Here is a 21,124-nt window from a genome sequence, read left to right as displayed (position 1 = left end):
CCTTTTGTGTCAACCAGCCTTTTCATTGGAAGACTTTTACATTATAATCAAGAATTTGATTCTTATGATACAATTTTTGGCGGGATGATAAAAAAACGGGCCATGTATCAAGACAAGGCCCGTCTGTTTCATGTCTATTGAATCGATAGTTGATCCAGCGCTTTCTTCGCGTTCTCTCGCGCTTTTCCAACAGTGTCAGCCGCAGAAAGCGCAACCGCCATACGGCGTCCGACCTTCGTTATCGGCTTTCCAAACACGCGCACTTGTGTCTTTGGCACTGCCAGCGCGTTTTCCAAACCTTCAACAGTGTAATCCGCTGACTCTTCCGGTGCTTTGAGGGGCCGGCTGGCGCCTGGAGAAAGCTGTGTGATTTCTGTAATCGGAAAGCCGAGAATCGCCCGGACATGCAACGCGAATTCCGACAAATTTTGCGTCACCAGCGTCACAAGACCTGTATCATGAGGTCGAGGAGACACCTCACTAAAATATACCTTGTCTTTCGCAAGGAAAAGCTCAACACCAAACAGACCGTACCCGCCAAGCTCATCAGTAATGGCTTTCGCAATATGCTTCGCCTCTTCAATTTGTTGCTCTGTCATATGATGAGGCTGCCATGATTCGATATAGTCTCCATCCTTTTGCTCATGGCCGATCGGCGCACAAAATACCGTACCGTTCACTGCACGCACAGTTAAGAGTGTAATTTCTGATTCGAACGGGATAAACTCCTCGACGATCACGCGTCCGTTCTTCACTCGTCCGCCTTCCATCGCCGTCTCCCAGCAGCTCTCCAAGTCCGCTTCTGAGCGGCATACGCTTTGGCCTTTTCCCGAAGAACTCATCAACGGTTTGACGACACAAGGGAAGCCGATATGAGCTGCCGCCTGTACAAATTCTTCATATGTATTCGCAAATTCATAGCCTGCCGTCGCAAGATCGAGCGTTTCTGCCGCAAGCCGCCTGATGCCTTCCCGATCCATCGTCAGCTTTGCTGCACGCGCATTTGGGATAACGTGAAATCCTTCCTCTTCAAGCTTCAGCAATTCATCCGTCGCGATTGCCTCAACCTCAGGCACAATCAAATCAGGTTTTTCTTTCTCAATAATGTGTCTGATCTGCTCACGATCCAGCATGTCAATGACATAGCTTTTATGCGCCACCTGCATCGCCGGAGCATGCTCGTAGCTGTCTACCGCCACCGTCTCTACCCCGAGACGCTGGGCTTCAATCACAACCTCTTTCCCCAGTTCACCTGACCCTAACAATAAAACCTTCTTTGATTGATACATCTTTGCCCCTCCTATCTGTTCAAAAACCATTATAACTGAAATATTCAAAAAATAAATTTCGCAATAAAAAAGCTAAAATAAGAAAACCCTTATTTTAGCTTATGATTCCAATACATTAATTGCCGCCACAACATCCGCTTCACAAAAAGAACCCATCAAACATAACGATTCTTCCGGCTTGCACGCATGAGCCGCAATGACTTTCTTCGCTTGCTCTTGATCCTTATGAATGCCTAAATCACTCAGTTTCACCGGGGAGCCAAGCTGCTGATAAAACGGAATCAGCTCTTCAATTTCCTGATTTCTCTTCTCAAGCGCAAGCTGAATCAGTATGCCGTACGCCACCTTTTGTCCGTGCAGTACATGATGGGTTTCCGGGATAAAACTCAGACCGTTGTGAACCGCATGGGCACCCGCCATCCTGCCGAAGCGTCCGGCATAACCGCCTACAGTTCCTGCCAAAGTAATAATGGTTTCTGCTACAGCTGTGAAAGAAGCCGAGGCTTCCCCTCTCTCAAGGCTTTCAACAGCCTTAAGGCTTTCCTGCAGCAAAAGATCACGAATATAGACAGACTGCCTAAGCCCTGCTTCGACCATTAATGAAACAGGCTCCTTCGTATTTCTGATAATGGCTTCCGCTTCATACCACTTCGCAAGCGTGTCGCCAATTCCGCTTTTGACATATTCGATAGGAGAAGAAAGCAGCAATAACGGATCAACGAGTGTCAAATAGCTGGAACGTTTATGATAATCAACTCGAATAAAGTTGCCTTCTTGATCATAGATCACGCTCAGCGGCGTGCTTGCCGCGCAAGTTCCCGGGATTGTCGGAACAGTTATGACTTCAATATCCAAATGATCTGCGACGGCTTTTGCTGTGTCTAACACCGTTCCGCCGCCAATCCCGATCATGAGATCAGCAGATGCCGCTTGTTCCGCAATCTCCCTTATTGCTTCAGGCGAGCTGTACCCTTTATGCTGAATCACTCTCCACTCTGGCGGAATCGCAGCATACTTTTGAAACGCCTCATACGACTTGATGCCCGTTACAACAACAGGATGCTTCCATTCCTTCACAAATGCCGGCAGCTCTTTTACAATTCCTTGTTTGCATATGTATTGATTCGGACCGCTTCGGACAATATCTTCTGGCTGCATCTCTCATCTCTCCTCCATTTTTTCATCAATCATCTCACTCTCCTTCAAATGGTGTCAATCCGCTTACCCCGCAAACCACCCGCCAATGGCATAAGCGCTGAAAAATGGTGCAACCCCTGTAAATCCCGCCTCATAGAGCTGTTCCTCTTCCTGTGATGCGGGAACCGGATGAGTACTCACGCCTATGGAATCCACCCTGGGAAAGGTTAGTGGCAAAAAAATGTTCATCCACGCTTGCATCTGTCATTGACACAAGGACGAATTGACTTCTCCATCAATCGAAACCATCAAAAATGGCGCTTCTTTTATTAAACTATTAATATTCCTTTGATAATTAATGTTGGGCAGTTTATTAGTACTTCACAAAGCTAATAATAGCGAGACATATCGTTAGCAGCAACATCATACAAGAAATCCCCAAAATTCATGCTACACTTAACCCAAGACCACCACACCGACAGGAGGCATCCCATGCAAAACGAAACCCGAACACTGCACCTTGACCCGCACCTTAATATAGAAGCCTACCGCTTCAAGGGGATTATGCAAAAATTCCCGAATCACTTTCACGATTATTATGTGATTGGTTTTATTGAAAAAGGGCAGCGGTACCTGGCCTGTCAAAATCAAGAATATATCATCAATCCAGGTGATCTTCTTCTCTTTAACCCCCGTGACACGCACAGCTGTGAGCAGATTGACGGGCGCACGCTCGATTATCGGTGTATCAATGTGATGCCGGATGTCATGAAGAAGGCGGTGGAAGAGATTACTGGCGCCGGGCATCTCCCTTATTTCTCCCACCATGTGTTATTCCGCCATGAGCTGACATCCAGTCTGCAGGAATTGCACATTCTGATTTCCAAGGAAAGGCAGGCTTTGCGCAAGGAGGAGCTGTTTCTTCATTTACTGGAAGAGCTGATCCGCCGTTATTCAGACGTTACATTCCTCAACAGCATTCCTGAACCATCCGACGAAGTCAAAATGGTTTGCGGATTTCTAGAAGAACATTATGCCGAGAACGTCACGCTCAATGATTTGAGTGAACTAACAGGCTGGAGCAAGTATCATTTATTGCGTTCATTTACAAAACAAAAAGGAATTACGCCTAATAGCTACCTGGAGACAATCCGGATTAATCAAGCGAAAAAACTCCTTGAACAAGGGGTTAGACCGATTGATGCGGCATTTCAGACAGGATTCAGTGATCAGAGCCATATGACGAAGTTTTTCAAACGACAGGTGGGGCTGACGCCGAAGCAATACATGAAGATTTTCGAAAGGGAGTTTCAAAAATGAGCATTCAACGAGAAACTGCCGGCCATACAGCGGCAATTGTGACCATTTTGATTTGGGGTACGACCTTTGTTTCGACAAAAGTTCTGCTGGCTGACTTTACTCCGATGGAAATATTATTTTATCGGTTTTTGATCGGCTTTATTGCTCTGATCCTTGTACGTCCTAAAATGATCCCGTTCAAAAGCTGGGCGGCAGGAGCTGTTGTTCGCCGGAGCAGGTTTATTTGGCGTGACCTTTTACTTTCTATTAGAAAATATAGCGCTCACGTATACATACGCATCCAATGTTGGCATGATTGTGTCCATTATTCAGATGATTACTGCGGTTCTGGCTCATTTTCTGCTTGAAGGGGAAAAACTGCAGCTGACTTTTTTCATCGGATTCGCTGCAGCGCTGATCGGGCTTTTATTGATTACTTTCAACGGTAATGTCGTGCTTCAACTGAAGCCGCTCGGGGACATCTTAGCCGCCGCAGCCGCTCTCGTGTTTGGATTTTATTCGATATTTATGAAGAAATTAAGCGCTCACCGTTATCACATCATCGAGCTGACACAAAGAGTATTTTTGTACGGTTTGCTGTTTATGATTCCCGCTTTATTCTTGTTTGACTTCCATCTTGACCCGAGCCGCTTTTCAACCGCTTCAAATGTACTCAACATGCTTTACCTTGGCATCGGCGCTTCCGCCTTATGCTTTGCCACATGGAATTACTCGGTCGGCGTGCTCGGCGCCGTGAAATCCAGCGCTTATATTTACATGGTGCCGGTTATCACAATCATCTCTTCCATCATGATTCTGCAGGAAAAAATGACATGGATTGCTCTTCTAGGAGGGGCGCTTACACTGTTAGGACTCTACATTTCAGAGCTGAAACCGAAAGCGAAATGGAAAGAGAAACGGGTTTAAAAAAGATGCCGTATCGGTATCCTTTTTTATTTCGTCCTACGTTTGCCACCTATAGATGAACGCGATCAAAAGAATGGAGGAATCGAAATGGATGAAATGGTTTTAATCACACAGCAGTGGCTGAACGAGACGTACAGGGGCAAACATGGGTATAACCCAGTAGAAGAAAGCGGGAAAACTGGGTGGGATACGATCTACGGGCTGACTCGGGCGCTTCAAATTGAACTAGGTATCTCAGCGCCAGCTGATAACTTCGGCCCGACAACACAGCGCTTATTTAAGCCTCTTAAACGCCAAGCTCCAGATTCAAAACCAAGCAACATGAATTTTATTTTACAGGGGGCTTTATGGTGCAAAGGCTTTAATCCAGGCGGTTTTACAGGCGTCTTTTACGAAAAAACAGAAAATGCGGTGAAGGAGTTTCAGAAAGCTGCAGGACTGACAACTCAGGATGGAATTGTCACCACCTTGATTATGAAAGCCTTATTGGACATGAGCGCTTTTAAACTAGTGTCTGGAGGCGATTCAAGAATCCGCCAGATTCAACAAAACTTAAACCGGGACTACAATGACTATATCGGTTTAATGCCTTGTGATGGACTTTATGCCCGCGATACCAACAAGGCCCTTATTTATGCTTTGCAAAAAGAAGAAGGTATGAGCACAAGTGTCGCCAATGGATTTTTCGGAAACGGCACAACAAGCTTATGCCCTACTTTAACTCCCGGTGATTCAAGAACAGGCTTTGTTTTAATTGTTCAGTACGCCCTTTATTGCAATGGAAAATCATTCGACCCTGGTGCATTTGACGGCAAATATGGCGTCGGTGTTGTTTCAGCCGTTAAAGCATTTCAAGAGTTCATGTGCCTGCCGCAAACAGGTTATGCAGACATGCCGACCATTAAAGCTTTATTATCAAGCTCAGGAGACACAACACGCGCCGCTTCAGCTTGTGACACCGCTACGATTATAACTGCAGAAAAAGCCCAAACACTGCGGAATAACGGTTATAAAACAGTTGGCAGATATTTAACCGGAAATGTGCGGACAAGCAGCGGACTCACATCAAAAGCCCTGACATCTCAAGAACTTGCAGTTATTTTTGATGCCGGATTAAAGGTCTTTCCGATTTATCAAGACGGCGGCTATGAATCTTCTTACTTTGTAAAAGACCAAGGAACAAGAGATGCTTACAGTGCGGCATCAGCAGCTCGCAGACTAGGCTTCCCATCCGGAACGACCATTTATTTTGCTGTCGATTTTGATGCCTACGATTATGAAGTAACAGATAAAATTATTCCTTATTTCCAGGAAATCAAGTCAGCTTTTGCGAAAATGCAGACATTTTCTACTGCGCCTAAATACGAAATAGGCGTATACGGACCAAGAAATATTTGTATCCGAACCCAAGAAGCAGGACTCACAAAGTATAGTTTTGTGGCAAATATGTCAACTGGCTTCAGCGGCAATCTCGGCTATCCGATGCCAAACAACTGGGCCTTTGATCAATTTTATGAAGGAACAATCGGAAGCGGTTCTGGAAGCATCGGGATTGATAAAGACGGCTTTTCAGGAAAAGACTCTGGAGTAAGCCATGTAAATCCACCGTCTGATCCGGTATATGATGCAAGACTGCGTACACTGACAGACATTTTATCTACCATTCCAGCTTTAGAAAATCTATCAGGTCTCGCAAACGCGATGTTTGAATTTGATACGACAGAAACCATTTTCACATCACCAGAGTTGGATATTATTCTATCCACATCACTTCTGGCAACCATACCAAGTGAAGGCTCACCAAACACAATTACCATTACAAATGGTAAACCAGGTGCCTATATCACGGGTTTATTGGGCGATACCCAAACGTCTCTCACTGCGTCACAAATTGATTCTTATCAAAACCTTTTAAACAGTCTCAGCTTATCAGTACGTAATGGATTTTTAGAAATTTATGTGAACCCGACAGCTCAATCATTAAATATTCAATTTAAAATCTATACGCCTGATATTCCAGTAGGTGACAGTGCTACAACTGGACTTACGACTACGATTACGTTTAAAATAAAACAGAAGCACTTTAGATTACCAGATTCGGAAGAAGAAGTGTACACACCAAATTGGGATACTATTGTAAACAACATGCTGCTGGTAGGTACAGGTATTATTGTAGTTGTAGGTATTGGTGCTTTAGCACTCTTAGCACCTGAGGCAGGAGCAGCGGCAGCACTGTTCGGTTCGTTATTAGCAGCTTTTAGATAGTTTTATAATCCATGAATACTCATAGAGTATTCATGGATTTATTTTCAAGGAGGATTCTACATGAAAGTTGATATGCAAACTTATAGGAAAACAGTCAAAAAAATTGAAACTGAATTGTTTCCTGTCAGAAATAATGATAATGAATTATTGACATATCTTATGAAACAAGATTCATTGACATTAAATCAAATGAAAATGTGCTTAACTGAACCTGAACTCACATTCAAGCATTCTATTAAAATCGTATTTTCAGTCACATTAATAACACTATATATATTTTTTTTCAGCACTCATTATAATGACTTAATAGCCATGTCTATACAAATGTTGTTTGCATTAATCGGCTTGTTTTGGATTGTTGCATCTTTTGCAAATGCTAAAAGAATTCAAATCTCCCAAAACTTCAAACAAAAATCCGAAAACACCCGCATTGTCGGTATGATCGATTTCGTATTAGAACAAAAATACAAAAAAAGCATCTCTGAATAATCCTCGCCAGAGATGCTTTTTCTCACTTACACCTTCTCCATCACAGCCGCACTGTCACGATTCATCGCCGCAGGCTCCCTCAGCATCACGTTCATCACGCTTGCAAGCACAAGCATTCCAATCGATAAATAAAAAGCCAGCGTATACTCACCTGTTACGGTATAAATGACGCCGGGCACATATGCTCCGAGGGCAGAGCCGATCTGATGGGCAAGTGACAGCCAGCCGATCATGAGGCCGATCGAGTAATTTTGAAAGTACTGGGTGGCAAGCATTTGCGTCGGCGCTACCGTTGCAAAGTCCACTAATCCAAACAGAACCGCAAAGCCTAAAAGCAGGTAGGGTTCGTGGCTGTAAATCAGAATCACAATCGACAGCGCGCGCACCGCATATAAAAAACAGAGGATTTTCCGGCTGCTCCACCGATCCGCTATGATTCCGGACAATAAGATACCAGCGATATTAAAACCGGCCAGCAGGCTGACAGCGGCGCTCGTAACAGTTGTAGAAAAACCGTGATCATGAGAAAAGGGAATCAAATGAGTATCCATCAGCCCGACGGTCGTAAAGCCGCAGATTAAAAATGGAAGGACCAACAGCCAAAACTGCCTCATACGAAACATCGCGGTTACTGAGCCTGCTTTGGTTTTTGATCCTGTTTCTAACTCCTCCTCAGCAGCCCCGCCGATCGGCTCTTCATTTTTTTCTGAAGGATGATTTCGCAGCAATAAAAGGGCTGCCGGAAGGACAACGACCATTAACAGCAACCCCAATGCCACAACCGTCAGCTTCCAGCTAAACCAATGGATCAGCATAAGCGAGCCGGGAACCAGCAGCATTTGCCCCGCTCCAAAGCCCGCTTCCATGATTCCAAAGGCAAGGCCGCGCTTTTTGCTGAACCAATTCACCACCAGCACACTGGTTGCTACATTCGACGCTCCGCCAACTCCGAGTGACACCCCCAACCCGTAAAGCAGAAAGAGCTGCCACGGTGAAGTGATAAAACATGTCGAGAAAATGCTGATCCCGGTCAGTAACGTGCTCCATGATAAAACCGCCCGTGCGCCCCATCTGTCCACAAGCCGCCCGATCACAGGCTGGGATATCCCGTAAACGATAAAGCTCAGCGTTGAAATCAGCGAGATGGTGCTCCTATCCAGCGAAAACTCCCGCTCCCAAGGCTCGACAAACGCACCAAACGACAGGCGCACACCTTGTACGGCCAATAAAATCAAAAAGGTGATAAAAACGATGATCCAAGCATAGTGGAGTCTTTTCATGACAGCTCTAAATCCCATCGTTCTTCTGTCAGATGCTGTCCCCATAATGGCGCTTCTTCTTTCACTTCACTCAGTCTGAATCCAAATTTCTCGTAAAGCGGACGGGCTTCAGCCATACTGCTCACTGTCCAAAGAAAAATTCGTTCAAACTTCCTCTCTCTGCTATATGTAACGAGATGCTCAAGCAGTTGCGTGCCCAGCCCTCTGCCTCGAAACGCGGCATCAACCAAGAACCATCTCAGCTGCACCGTCTTTTTATCTTGTTTGACCAATCCCACACAGCCTGCAAATTTTCCACCGCTTTCCGCGATCCATATCTTTTCAATTTTCGCGTCAAATGTATCATGGAGATAAGCTAAAAATGTATCATCCCAGCCATGAGTCTCTGCATAAAATTGCCTTTGCTTTTCAATGAGAAGGTGAATATCATCCGAAAGATAATAATCTCTGATTGAAATGCCTGATGACCTGGATGAGAGCGACTGAGACAATATGGCTTCAATCTCCTCCATAGCCGTCGCAAGCTTGTGCTGCTCTTTGTCATCGATTTCCTTCAGCATCAGCTCAACCTGTTCATTTGCTTTCTTCTCAAGCTTTTTATAAATGGCTTCCCCCATTTCCGTCACATAGATATAATGATGGCGGGCGTCAGCTTTGCTCTTCTCTTTATAAATCAAACCTTCTTTTTCAAACTGTTTCAGCATTCTGCTGACATATCCCCGGTCAAGCCCCAGCTTATCCTGAAGATCTTTCGCCGTACAATGTGGCGTATTGTAAATCTCAAATAAAATCCGTGTCTCCGTTAAGGAAAACGGGCTGTCATAAATGTGTTCGTTAAGGAAGCCAAGAACATTCGTGTAAAATCGATTGAACTTTCTGAATTTTAAGCCCGTTGCTGATTCATTGGTTTTCAAACTTCTCCCCACTTTCTTATATCGTTGATTAAAGCAATTATAATCACATATAGTTGCCACAGTCAACGATATATCAAAAAAGCGAGGCGAAAATTTTATTTTCCAGATGCCTTCCTCTTCCTCAACACCTTCAATGTAATATACGATAAAATCAGCGAAAACAAGCTATAGACAACGGCCCATCCCAAAAAAGATTGATTGAAAATCGTAAACGTAAGCACGAGAGAAATGATCAAACTAACTAACGGCATCATATATACATTTTTACAAACATAAGTCCCGGCGACCGATAACACAATAATTGCTAACGGTAAAATGCCGAATGCAATATTTAATGTATCCACCTGCAACAGCCTCCCCCCAGATTTTTATGTTACTTGTAAAAAAACATAACTACCAAAAGGATAACATTTACTTTTTCACACAATTTAAAATTACCCGTTTACATTCACTCCAGACTATGATAATTTAAGAAAGCGCTATCACGATAAGTTAATAGCTTGGATGGAGATGAGGAGAGCCAGGAATTCCACCCCTTTTGACAAGGGGGTGTTTTCTGGCTCTTTTTGTTTTTCAGAAAGGAGGGCACGCCACACATCCAACACAAACAGCAAAGGGGATGATTTGATGTTTCACTTATTTAAACCGGCTCCGCACATTGAGAGACTGGATGATTCAAAGACGGATGCGGCTTATAAGCGGCTCAGGCTGCAAGTATTCTTAGGTATTTTTATCGGCTACGCAGGTTATTACCTGCTGCGGAAAAACTTTGCTTTTGCCATTCCTTATCTGCAGGAACAGGGGTTTTCAAAAACCGAGCTTGGATTGGTGCTGGCCGCCGTATCCATTGCGTATGGCTTCAGTAAATTTATTATGGGCATGGTGTCCGACCGCTGCAATCCGAGGTATTTTCTCGCGACAGGCTTATTTTTATCTGCAATTGTAAATATTCTTTTTGTTTCTATGCCCTGGGTAACTTCGAGCGTCACCATCATGTTTATTTTTATGTTTATCAATGGATGGTTCCAAGGAATGGGCTGGCCTCCATGCGGCAGAACGATGGCCCATTGGTTTTCTATTAGTGAACGCGGCACGAAGATGTCGATTTGGAATGTCGCTCACAACATTGGCGGCGGGATCCTGGCTCCGCTTGTCACTCTTGGAATTGCTATGTTTTTCACTTGGAAAAGTGTATTTTTCTTCCCTGCCATTATTGCAATTCTGATTTCATTTTTAATTGTCCTTTTGGTGCGGGATACCCCTCAATCTTGCGGGCTTCCGCCAATTGAAGAGTACCGGAACGACTATCCAAAACACGCTTTCAAAGATCAAGAAAAAGAATTAACGACAAAAGAAATCCTTTTTCAATATGTACTTAATAATAAGTTTCTTTGGTACATCGCATTTGCAAACGTATTTGTTTACTTTGTGCGGTACGGCGTAGTGGACTGGGCGCCTACTTACTTAACAGAAGCCAAAGGGTTCTCTCCTGAAGACTCCCGGTGGTCGTATTTCCTTTACGAATACGCCGGCATACCGGGAACGATCCTGTGCGGCTGGATCAGCGACCGCTTCTTTAAGAGCCGCCGCGCACCGGCAGGCGTTCTGTTTATGGCAGGTGTTTTCATTGCCGTATTGGTGTACTGGCTGAATCCGGCCGGCCATCCGCTGGTAGACAACATCGCTCTGATCAGCATCGGCTTCTTAATCTATGGACCTGTGATGCTCATCGGTCTGCAAGCCATTGATCTTGCTCCGAAAAAAGCAGCCGGAACTGCAGCTGGTTTGACCGGGTTTTTCGGATACATCGGCGGGTCTGCTTTCGCAAACGCGATTATGGGATTTGTCGTTGACCGATTTGATTGGAACGGCGGCTTCATCATGCTGATCTCATCTTGTATACTGGCCATCGTGTTCTTAGCTTTGACATGGAATACGGGAAAACGGGCGGAGCATGTTTAAGAAAAGATTATAAAAGATTAATATTTTTCCAACATGTCATTTACATCCGTTTTCTAACATAAAAGCTGTTACTGCTTGTTCATAAGGAGGAAGAAAAGATGAGAAAAAATAGATTACTAGCTTTGGTTCTGCTATCTTTTGGTTTGCTGTCGTTTATGGTTACACCAGTTTCAGCAGCCTCAAAAGGAAACCTGCTGTCTCCTGACCGTATCCTGACAGTCGCGCACAGAGGGGCTTCCGGATATGTGCCTGAGCACACGATCCTGTCTTACGAAACCGCTCAGAAAATGAAAGCCGATTATATTGAGTTGGATTTACAGATGACAAAAGACGGGCAACTCATTGTTATGCACGATGAAAAACTGGACCGCACCACAAACGGAACGGGCTGGGTGAAGGATCATACGCTCGCGGAGATTAAGAAACTTGATGCCGGCTCTTGGTTTAATGAAGCTTACCCGGCAAAAGCGAAGCCGCAGTACGCTGGCCTTAAAGTTCCTACATTAGAAGAGGTATTAAACCGTTTTGGCAAACATGCGAACTATTACATTGAAACAAAATCGCCTGACACCTATCCAGGCATGGAGGAAAAACTGATCGCTTCCTTACAGAAGCATAAACTGCTAAGCAAGCATTCAAAGCGCGGCCAAGTGATCATCCAATCGTTCAGCAAAGAAAGCCTGTTAAAAATTCATCAATTACAGCCTAACCTGCCGACTGTTCAATTGATGGAAGCAAAGCAAATTGCTTCAATGACAGATGCTGATTTGGAAGAAATCAAAACCTACGCTGTCGGCGCAGGTCCGGATTATAAAGCGTTGAATGCAGAAAATGTCCGCATGATCCGCAGCCACGGTCTGCTTTTGCATCCTTACACAGTCAATACAGAAGCAGATATGCGCCGCCTGCTGGACTGGGGAGTTACCGGCGTATTTACCAACTATCCGGATGTATTTCATCATGTGAAAAAAGACTACAAAAAAAGCTTTGAATCCTAGGATTCAAAGCTTTTTCTCATCATTTTTCCTCAAGTACAGCCTGCGCAATATTCACCGCATGATCGCCGATACGCTCAAGATTACTGATCATATCAACAAATACGATACCCGCTTGCCCTGTGCACAGTCCTTCATTTAGACGGATAATATGCTTTTTGCGAAGCTTTCGTTCCATCTTGTCAATTTCATCTTCTTTTTCAATGACTTGAGCAGCAGTTTGCTCATCATTGTGGTGCAGAGCCTCCATTGATGCCTTCACAGTGGAAATTGTTAAATCCATCATGTCCGTTAAGTCCGTCATGGCTGATTCAGTAATGACGACACGGTGTGCCTGCTGATATTCAATCAATTCAATCACATTTTCAAAATGATCGCCGATTCTCTCAATATCTCTGACAGTATCCATCAGCATGTGATGCTCCTCAGATTCGTGATCTGAAAGGGAGCTCGATGAAAGCTCAATCAAATAATCGGTAATTTTCCGGTCGAGATTGTTGACCGCATCCTCTATCTGATAAGCATTTGCCGCGTATTTCGGCTGTTTTGTCGCTAAGAATTGTTTTGTGACTTCCAGCCCCTGCACCGCAAAGTTCCCCATTTGCAGCACTTCTTCCTTCGCTTGTCCGAGAGCAATAGATGGAGATTGCTCGATAAAAATCGGATCAAGATGCGACTTGTATTCCACCATTGAATCCTTGCCTGGAATCAGTTTTGTCACAATCAAAGCCAATAACCCGACAAAAGGAAGCTGTATGATCGTATTGGACGTATTAAAGATTCCGTGGGCAAATGCAATCGTCATTTTAGGATCAAGCCCTATCGAAGCCTGAAGCCATAAGATCAAAGCAGTAAACGGCTTGAGCAAAATCAGGAAAATTGTTGTCCCGATTAGGTTAAACAGTACATGAGTAGCCGCAGCACGTCTCGCTGCAACAGATGCTCCAAGAGACGCAAGCACCGCGGTTATCGTCGTCCCGATATTGTCCCCGAATAACACTGGCAGCGCGCCGTTAATATCAATCAGACCATCTGCAAATAAACCTTGCAGAATACCGATGGTGGCACTGGAGCTTTGCACGAGAACCGTAAACAAAGTGCCGATGACGACACCGAGAACCGGATTTGAACTCATATTGACTGTTAAATCATGAAAGGCCTCAAGGGAACGGAGCGGTTTCATGCCGCCGCTCATTAACTCTAATCCATAAAACAAAGCCCCGAACCCAAACACAATCTGACCCACATTTTGCATATTTTTATGCTTAAAGAAAAACAGTAAAAATCCGCCGACAGCAATAATCGGCAACGCATAGGCCCCTATATCGATTCCGATAATAAAAGCGGTAACCGTTGTACCAATATTGGCGCCCATAATGACCCCGATCGCCTGCCTCAGCGTCATAAAACCTGCACTCACAAGGCCGACGGTAATAACAGTCGTTCCGGAGCTGCTTTGTATCAAAACTGTCACAATTATACCCGCTAACACGCCCATCAGCGGATTGCTTGTAAAGCGGTCTAAAATATTTCTTAATCTATCTCCAGCCGATTTCTGAAGCCCGTCTCCCATGAACTTGATCCCAATCAGGAAAATACCAAGTCCCCCCAGAAATTCGAACAGTAATGTTTGTAAGTCAATCCCCAACATGTTCACCTCTATTTAGACATTATTCAGCAAACTCTCTTCGATTATGTTTCAAGTTCATATGATTGTAAACAAGTCGCCTGACAAATTTACAATAACTTAACAATAAGTAAAAAGGACCCCAACCGCATTTACATTGGTGTAATATTTCGCGATAATCATGACTTGTTGACTAAAAAAACCTTGTGCTCTTCAGCACAAGGTTTTCTCCATTTATTCTTTTCCCGCAGCAGCTTCTGACTGTGCGCTTATCAGCTGGCTATTAATCTCCTTCGCATCTTTCAAATACTCTGTCTTGAATCCGCTCTTCAGCGCCCACACATAGAAACCGAGCGATACAAAGGCAATCAAGGCCATATCCCAGCCATACGTAATGACGTTCAGACCGCCAAATTTATCACTGCCCAAATAGGAAATCATCATCATGACAAGCAGGTAAAACACCATCCATATGCCAGCTTTAAAGTTTTGGCCAAATCCTTTCCATTTCGCCTTGGCCTGGTAATAGAAATAAATCGGAAGTCCGATCAAAATAATAAACAGAACCTGCCCGGTTAACGGCCAGCGCGCCCAATACAGCACGAGCGACGCAAAGATAAATCCAAGCGGTGCAATCACGCTTAAGCCTTTTAATCGAAGAGGCCTGTACAAATCCTTCCCTGTCCGTCTCAATGTCATCACTGTAACCGGACCGGTGATATAAGAAATTAACGTGGCTACAGAAATAATTTCCGCTAACACACCCCACCCTCTGAACAGGAACAAAAAGATAAACGAAACAATCAAGTTAAAAAACATCGCTTGGCGCGGAACTCCGTAAATCGGATGAAGCTTGCCAAACACGCTCGGCATATATTTGTTCTTCTCCATTCCGTAAATCATGCGGGAAGTCGTCGCCGTATACGTAATACCTGTTCCGGAAGGTGACACAAAAGCATCCGCATATAATACGATGACAAGCCAGTTAATATTTAATGCAATCGCCAAATCAGCAAAAGGAGAATTAAAATTAAGGTGGCTCCAGCCGTGAGCGATATCAGACGGATTCACCGCTCCGATGAAAGCAATCTGCAGCAGCACATAAATGACTGTCGCAACTAACAGAGAACCGACAACCGCAATCGGGATCGATTTCCCGGGATTTTTGGCTTCTCCCGCCATATTGATCGGGCTTTGAAATCCGTTAAACGCAAATACGATACCTGAAGTTGCAACCGCAGTCAGAACACTTGCCCAGCCATTCGGTGCAATGCTTTGGCCCGCTGTAAAGTTTTCTCCATGAAATCCGACAAAGAGCAAAGCGCCAATTGTCAGGCCTGGAATAATGATTTTAAAAATCGTAATTAATGAATTCGCTTTCGAAAACAAATTGACTGTCCAGTAGTTCAGCAGAAAATAAATCAGAAGCAAAACAGAAGCGAACACCAATCCTTCTCCTGTCAGCGTTCCGTTTTTCACCAAACCGCTTGTCCATTTCGCCCATTCCCATGGCCACGAACTCATATATTGAACAGAGGCTACAGCTTCAACAGGAATAACGGATACAATTGCAATCCAGTTGGCCCAGCCTGCAATAAATCCGATAAACGAACCGTGTGAATATTGCGTATATTTCACCATTCCTCCTGCCTCAGGAAACATAGAACCTAATTCACTGTAAGAAAGAGCAATAAATAAAATAACAATCATGCCGATAACCCATGAAATAATAGCAGCAGGCCCCGCAATTTGGGCAGCGCGCCACGCCCCAAATAACCAGCCTGACCCGATCATCGACCCGAGCCCGACCATCATAAGGGCAAACGTTCCCATTCTTCGATGTAACTGATTCATATCGTAAACACCTTTCATGTATGATGACATTCTGTTGCTAAGTTATATTATTATTCTGACTACTTTACTTTGTCAATATTTATCGCATGATAACTAAAATAATAAAAAATTAATGTATCTCGCTTTCCAATATAGGAATTAAGTAACTAACTTCACCTAAAATAGAATTTACTGTAAATCAATTGATAAAATACACAGAGGTTTAGCCTTAAGCAGAACGGGAATGATACAGGAAACATTATTTTTAAAATAGAAAGGAGTTATTACCATGAAACAAAAGCTGTTACTTTCCGGTCTCGCTGTTTCAACTGTCGGCATCACTTCTTATCTATTAAAAGACCCGTCAAACCGCCAAAAGGCAAGAGAATTCATTCACAGCATGAAAATGAAGATAACAAAACAACCAGATATGGAAACGTTCCCAGTCGATAAAGCCGGTCACCCGCACCCTCATGACATTGAGGACAACAAAATGGTATCCGAAGGCTCCATGTATCCTGTTCAATACTACGATGAAAAAAAGAAGTAATCAAAAAGCTCTCTTCGAAAAAGAAGAGAGCTTTTATATTTAGCTTTTCCGTCTAATGCTGCTCATCACAAAACCGCTTTCAGGCAATGACGGCATTCTGGCAAGACTGTAATGCAGCGATTGTTTTGGCACGTCATATTCACCCTGATTCACGAGAAAATCCAGGCTCGCTTTCATCACTTCAATGGTAATCCCTTCCCCCGGACAGCGGTGGCCCTTCTCCGCGTTGCCCCCGCCTTGAGGGATGAAATCAAACGGATTGTCCTCCCGCTCTTTAAATCGCTCAGGCCGGAACTCATCAGGCTTGTCCCACATACGGGGATCATGATTCGTTCCATACACATCAAGCAGCACTGATGCACCCTTTTTAAACTCACAGTCATTCCATATAAAATCCTTTTTGACAACGGCTCCTAAAAACGGCCCAAAGGGATAAAATCTGCGCACCTCCTGCACAAACATTTCTCTTTCCTCACTGCCTCCAGAACGAAGCCATTCCTTATACTTCGGGTGTTCATGCAGCGCCAACGCTGAAAACGAAATAAAGTAAGCTATCGCTATAATCGGACGCAGCACATTAATGAGCTCGATGGCTGCCATGCGGGCATCAAGCCGGCTCCCATTCTCTTGCGTATAAAAAGCCATTTCATGCAGCGCTGATCCATTTTCTGTTTTCAGCCTGCCGTCGCGGACCTCTTCAATCATTTTTTCAATCCACTCTTCTGTTCGGGGTCTCGCTCTTCTTCCCTTCCAATGCCGCGGTCCCACAGCACCGAACGCGTCTACCATGTCAATGAAATCGTCCGCTCTCTCTTTCACTTCCGTTTCCTTCAGCGGAACACCCGCCCAATAGCAGGCCACCCGGCATAAGATTTCTTTCGCTTCATCAAACAACACAACCTGATCCGCCATTTCCCATCTTGTTACAGCCGCTTCCCACTGCTCTGTCATCAGATCAGCCAGCCGTTTTTGATGCGGCGGTGTCATTAATGACAGAAAAAGCAGCTTCCGATGAATATGAGCGTCGCCATCCATTGTCTGGATTGCATTGACGCCAAACAGCGATTTCTGCACTCGTTTCGGGAGAGCACCCTGCCGCTGAAACCGTTCGGTATCATAAAATACCTTCGCAGCCTCCGCGCCGCTCATACAAATAAATGTTTTTCCAAGCAAGCGTGCCTGGAACAAATCCGAATGGTAATGCTCTTTTCTATTCTTTATAAACAAATATCCTTCTCGCATCAAAGCCACACTGTTATCGAGGCTTTTGTCATGTGGAATCTGCTCATTCATCCCGCAACCCTGCCTTCCTTTTTTACTTCTGTTTTCACGTTATCTCACGAAGATAAACCCCATTACAGTATTTGCTTCCAAGCATTTTTTCATTACTTTTAAAGGTAGAAAAGCAGAAATGGAGAAAAGATAGATGATCAAAACAAAGGGGAGATCAAAATGAAGAAATGGATATATGCTTTTCTTGTGCTGGTCATTGCCGTGACAGGAGGTTTGTCCGTTCATGCAAAAGCGCCCTCCAATGAAACAAAAAAGCACCTGAATGTCAGCCGAATGAATGTGGATAAGGAGTTCAAGGATACTGACGGAACCTTCATCCTTCATGATTTAGAAAAGGAGAAGACATTTGTCTACAACAAGGAACGGGCCAACAAAAGACAAACTCCGCAATCTACCTTTAAAGTGACCAATGCTTTAATCGGCTTGCAGGTAAAAGCCGTCCGGGATGAATACGATGTCAAACGCTGGGATGGCGTCAAACGCGAATTCGAATCATGGAACCGCGACCATACACTTGGCTCAGCCATGCGGGAATCTGCCATCTGGTATTACCAGGCATTAGCGAGGGACATCGGCGAGGAAAGAATGAAAGCATGGCTTCATACCCTGTCTTACGGAAACGAAGATATCAGCGGCGGAATCGACCAGTTTTGGCTGCAAAGCTCTCTGACAATTTCTCCGTTGGAACAAGAAGCCTTTATGGAGAAGCTTTACAAAGAGAAGCTCCCGTTTGACAAAACGGTCATGAAAACGGTCAAACGCATGATGATTCAAGAAGAAGGAGATCATTATACGCTTTACGGTAAAACCGGAACCCGCCTGACAGACATGGGATTAGGATGGTTTGTCGGATTCATCAAAACAGAGCACGGCTCCTATACGTTTGTCACCAATGTTGATGACTCCGGTACAACAGCCAAAAACATCACAATTGATATTCTAAAAAAATATGGCCTGATCACTTCATAAATGAATGAGCCCTGCCAACGTACAGGGCTCTTAAATGTCATGCTCAAAGCAATAATGATTCACAAGCTCTTCAATCAAATCATGATCCGGGTAATCACCGTTAAACTCGAATTCAATTTCTTCAACAAATTCTCCATGATGATACACGTGGATCGCCCCATTTTGCCGGACGACACTAAACTCCGGCTGAAACGTATATCCGCTTCGTTCAATCGCACCCAATTTCATTCCCGCCTTTCTCAAAGCAGTAATTCATACACCTCATTTAATTCCTTGGCCCGTTTTTGATCCTGTTCGTCTTGGGCATACTTAATTTCCTTTTCCAGCACCTGATTCAAATATGACATCTCATCGTCATCCAAATCCTTTACAAACTCCTCTTCATTGGCATAGCGCTTCGCCAGCATCTTCTTGCAAATCCGCAGACAGACTTCGTTCTCAAGATGATTTGAAAGTGACTCGCGCAAATAACCGAGTGTAACATCCATAGTATAAGCACCTTTCCTTTGCGTTCTATATCCTATAGGTTGCTGAAATGAGAAAAATCCATACGCGAAAAATGAAAAAAGAGACATCAGTCAATGTCTCTTTTTCCTTTATTATTCAGCTGCTTGATTTCTTTTTGTAAGATCCGCCTGCACGCGCTTCCCAATTCCAAAAGCATAATAACTGATGACCACAAGAGCTAAGAAAATAACCCCTACAATTAGAGATATCCGAGTATCATCATTAAACCACATGCCGACAAGAACCATCAGCAAGAAAGCAATCGTCAAATAATTTGTGAAAGGTGCAAACGGCATTTTGAACGGATGTTTATCTAACGCTGCGCCCTTCGCTTTTCTGAATCCGAGGTGGCTGATCAAAATGATAAACCAAGGAATCATCCCCGGCAGCACGCTTGCGCTGTATACATAAACGAAAATCTTCGGCGGCGCAACATAGTTCAGCACAACGCCGACAGCTAATCCGATCAGCACCGCGATTGTGCCATACAGCGGCACACCATTGCGAGAAATCTTCGCAAAGAATTTCGGTGCCTGTCCATTGACACCTAATGTATAAAGCATACGTCCCGCGCTGAATATCCCGCTGTTGCAGCCTGACATCGCCGCCGTGATAACGACAAAGTTAATAATGCCGGCCGCTGCCGTAATTCCAACTTTAGAAAACGTAGACACAAACGGGCTTCCAAGTGAATTCAGCTCATCCCAAGGATATACCGTCACAATCACAAAAATAGCACCGATATAGAAAATCAAAATACGCCAGATAATGCTTTGAATCGCGTTGCGCAGCGTGTTTTGCGGGTCCTTTGCTTCTCCGGCAGTAATCCCGATCAGCTCAACCCCTTGATAAGCCGCAATAACCAGAGACAATGCAAAGAAAAATCCTGAGAAACCGCCCGCAAAGAAGCCTCCGTGAGACCACAGATTAGACAAACCGATGGCATCTCCGCCGTTGCCAAAACCGAAGAAGATAATCCCGAATCCGGCAATAATCATTAAGATAATCGTCACGATTTTAATCATCGCAAACCAAAACTCAAACTCGCCAAACGACTTAACAGAAATTAAATTCGCCGCACCAAGAATTGCCATAGCTACGATACCAGGTATCCAAGCAGGCAAATCCGGGAACCAATATTTCATATAAGAACCGACTGCGATAATTTCTGACATGCCGACGATAATCCACTGGAACCAGTTGCTCCACGCCGTCATATAACCAGCAAGGGGATGAATGTATTTATGGCCGAATGTTGCAAAAGAACCGGTACTCGGCTCCACATACAGCATTTCACCCATTGCACGCATGATAAAAAAGATAAAAATTCCGCAAATCGCATAAGCCAGAAGGACAGAAGGGCCAGTCCATGAAATCGTGCTGGCAGAACCCATAAATAAACCAACACCGATCGTACCGCCCAAGGCAATCATCTGAATATGACGGGCGCTCAAACCCCTCTTCAATTCTTTATTTTCCACTCCGCTTCCTCCTCTTAAAAACGAATACATGTACAGCTCAACCGAAATAGGATCAAGGCCGACCAGCCTCCAAAACGTTCTTCATTTCTTATTAAGCTACAAATATCAGAAAATTCAATCATAAAATTGTTAGATAATCTCCAAAATTACTTATTTCATCATAATAAATTTCTCTGGAAAATACAATTGTTTTTTTCGGGTAAACACTTTCATTCAATGGGTTGGATCTATCACTTTAATTAAAAACTTTTATATGAATATAATGAAATCATGACAATATTGAAAACGATGCATGATACAGCTGCTT

General features: G+C 44.1%; 18 protein-coding genes and 1 pseudogene. 8 read left to right on the top strand and 11 right to left on the bottom strand.

Annotation, left to right across the window (positions count from 1 at the left end; genetic code table 11):
• Nucleotides 1-134: 134 nt before the first annotated feature.
• Nucleotides 135-1,289 (bottom strand): phosphoribosylglycinamide formyltransferase 2, encoded by a 1,155-nt coding sequence (purT, locus tag WA325_RS13750; RefSeq protein ID WP_227599082.1) that lies wholly within the window; start codon nt 1,287-1,289, stop codon nt 135-137.
• 99 nt (nt 1,290-1,388) lie between these two features.
• A complete protein-coding gene (locus tag WA325_RS13745; RefSeq protein ID WP_336183799.1) occupies nt 1,389-2,447 on the bottom strand; it encodes an iron-containing alcohol dehydrogenase family protein in 1,059 nt (352 codons plus the stop codon).
• Nucleotides 2,448-2,918: 471 nt separating this feature from the next.
• Between WA325_RS13745 and WA325_RS13740 the strand changes: the two genes are divergently transcribed.
• The 4 genes and pseudogenes from WA325_RS13740 to WA325_RS13725 all read left to right on the top strand — a co-directional run bounded on the left by WA325_RS13740 (nt 2,919) and on the right by WA325_RS13725 (nt 7,406).
• Nucleotides 2,919-3,746 carry an AraC family ligand binding domain-containing protein gene (locus WA325_RS13740; protein ID WP_105955634.1) on the top strand — a complete coding sequence of 276 codons (828 nt, stop codon included), beginning with the start codon at nt 2,919-2,921 and terminating at the stop codon, nt 3,744-3,746.
• Nucleotides 3,743-4,707, top strand: a pseudogene (locus WA325_RS13735) (DMT family transporter). The gene WA325_RS13740 and the pseudogene WA325_RS13735 overlap by 4 nt, the downstream one beginning before the upstream one ends.
• Before the next feature lie 32 nt (nt 4,708-4,739).
• Complete coding sequence (locus tag WA325_RS13730; RefSeq protein WP_336183798.1) at nt 4,740-6,917, top strand: glycoside hydrolase domain-containing protein; 2,178 nt, start codon at nt 4,740-4,742, stop codon at nt 6,915-6,917.
• A 60-nt stretch (nt 6,918-6,977) separates the two neighbouring features.
• The gene (locus tag WA325_RS13725) at nt 6,978-7,406 is read left to right on the top strand and encodes a hypothetical protein (protein ID WP_127696106.1); all 429 of its coding nucleotides are present in this window, start codon (nt 6,978-6,980) and stop codon (nt 7,404-7,406) included.
• Nucleotides 7,407-7,432: 26 nt separating this feature from the next.
• Here WA325_RS13725 and WA325_RS13720 read toward each other — a convergent pair whose 3' ends face one another.
• From WA325_RS13720 to WA325_RS13710, 3 genes are all read right to left on the bottom strand, one after another.
• On the bottom strand, nt 7,433-8,686 hold the full coding sequence (locus WA325_RS13720; protein ID WP_336183871.1) for an MFS transporter: 1,254 nt from the start codon (nt 8,684-8,686) through the stop codon (nt 7,433-7,435).
• Nucleotides 8,683-9,600: a bifunctional helix-turn-helix transcriptional regulator/GNAT family N-acetyltransferase gene (locus WA325_RS13715; RefSeq protein ID WP_202852396.1), complete on the bottom strand. Its 918-nt coding sequence runs from the start codon at nt 9,598-9,600 to the stop codon at nt 8,683-8,685. The genes WA325_RS13720 and WA325_RS13715 overlap by 4 nt, the downstream gene beginning before the upstream one ends.
• A 95-nt stretch (nt 9,601-9,695) precedes the next feature.
• The gene (locus WA325_RS13710; RefSeq protein ID WP_336183796.1) at nt 9,696-9,944 is read right to left on the bottom strand and encodes a YbeF family protein; all 249 of its coding nucleotides are present in this window, start codon (nt 9,942-9,944) and stop codon (nt 9,696-9,698) included.
• A gap of 283 nt (nt 9,945-10,227) precedes the next feature.
• Here WA325_RS13710 and glpT point away from each other — a divergent pair, with 283 nt between their 5' ends.
• On the top strand, nt 10,228-11,562 hold the full coding sequence (gene glpT, locus WA325_RS13705) for a glycerol-3-phosphate transporter (RefSeq protein WP_105991832.1): 1,335 nt from the start codon (nt 10,228-10,230) through the stop codon (nt 11,560-11,562).
• A gap of 98 nt (nt 11,563-11,660) precedes the next feature.
• Nucleotides 11,661-12,560, top strand: coding sequence for a glycerophosphodiester phosphodiesterase (locus WA325_RS13700; protein ID WP_202852394.1), 900 nt, complete (start codon nt 11,661-11,663; stop codon nt 12,558-12,560).
• A 19-nt stretch (nt 12,561-12,579) separates the two neighbouring features.
• On the opposite strand, the gene WA325_RS13695 is transcribed toward WA325_RS13700, so the two are convergent.
• Both WA325_RS13695 and WA325_RS13690 read right to left on the bottom strand, forming a co-directional pair.
• On the bottom strand, nt 12,580-14,205 hold the full coding sequence (locus tag WA325_RS13695; RefSeq protein ID WP_442895282.1) for a Na/Pi cotransporter family protein: 1,626 nt from the start codon (nt 14,203-14,205) through the stop codon (nt 12,580-12,582).
• Between the two features lie 213 nt (nt 14,206-14,418).
• Complete coding sequence (locus WA325_RS13690) at nt 14,419-16,038, bottom strand: APC family permease (protein ID WP_105991835.1); 1,620 nt, start codon at nt 16,036-16,038, stop codon at nt 14,419-14,421.
• Between the two features lie 268 nt (nt 16,039-16,306).
• On the opposite strand from WA325_RS13690, the gene WA325_RS13685 reads away from it, so the two are divergent.
• Complete coding sequence (locus WA325_RS13685) at nt 16,307-16,567, top strand: hypothetical protein (RefSeq protein WP_024120051.1); 261 nt, start codon at nt 16,307-16,309, stop codon at nt 16,565-16,567.
• A gap of 39 nt (nt 16,568-16,606) precedes the next feature.
• On the opposite strand, the gene WA325_RS13680 is transcribed toward WA325_RS13685, so the two are convergent.
• Nucleotides 16,607-17,860, bottom strand: a complete 1,254-nt coding sequence (locus WA325_RS13680; RefSeq protein ID WP_336183794.1) for a cytochrome P450 — start codon at nt 17,858-17,860, stop codon at nt 16,607-16,609.
• A 159-nt stretch (nt 17,861-18,019) separates the two neighbouring features.
• Here WA325_RS13680 and blaOXA point away from each other — a divergent pair, with 159 nt between their 5' ends.
• Complete coding sequence (gene blaOXA / locus WA325_RS13675) at nt 18,020-18,829, top strand: class D beta-lactamase (RefSeq protein ID WP_105955646.1); 810 nt, start codon at nt 18,020-18,022, stop codon at nt 18,827-18,829.
• A 30-nt stretch (nt 18,830-18,859) separates the two neighbouring features.
• Here blaOXA and WA325_RS13670 read toward each other — a convergent pair whose 3' ends face one another.
• The 3 genes from WA325_RS13670 to WA325_RS13660 form a co-directional block, all read right to left on the bottom strand.
• The gene (locus WA325_RS13670; RefSeq protein WP_044162226.1) at nt 18,860-19,051 is read right to left on the bottom strand and encodes a DUF5370 family protein; all 192 of its coding nucleotides are present in this window, start codon (nt 19,049-19,051) and stop codon (nt 18,860-18,862) included.
• A gap of 17 nt (nt 19,052-19,068) precedes the next feature.
• The gene (locus WA325_RS13665) at nt 19,069-19,317 is read right to left on the bottom strand and encodes a sigma-G-dependent sporulation-specific acid-soluble spore protein CsgA (protein WP_010332841.1); all 249 of its coding nucleotides are present in this window, start codon (nt 19,315-19,317) and stop codon (nt 19,069-19,071) included.
• A gap of 111 nt (nt 19,318-19,428) precedes the next feature.
• Nucleotides 19,429-20,817: an amino acid permease gene (locus WA325_RS13660; protein WP_227599089.1), complete on the bottom strand. Its 1,389-nt coding sequence runs from the start codon at nt 20,815-20,817 to the stop codon at nt 19,429-19,431.
• Between the last annotated feature and the right edge of the window lie 307 nt (nt 20,818-21,124).

This window comes from Bacillus sp. 205(2023) (assembly GCF_037027485.1).
GTDB lineage: Bacteria > Bacillota > Bacilli > Bacillales > Bacillaceae > Bacillus > Bacillus halotolerans.
Note: the sequence above shows the minus strand (reverse complement) of the source record. Positions and strands in the feature narration are given on the sequence as shown.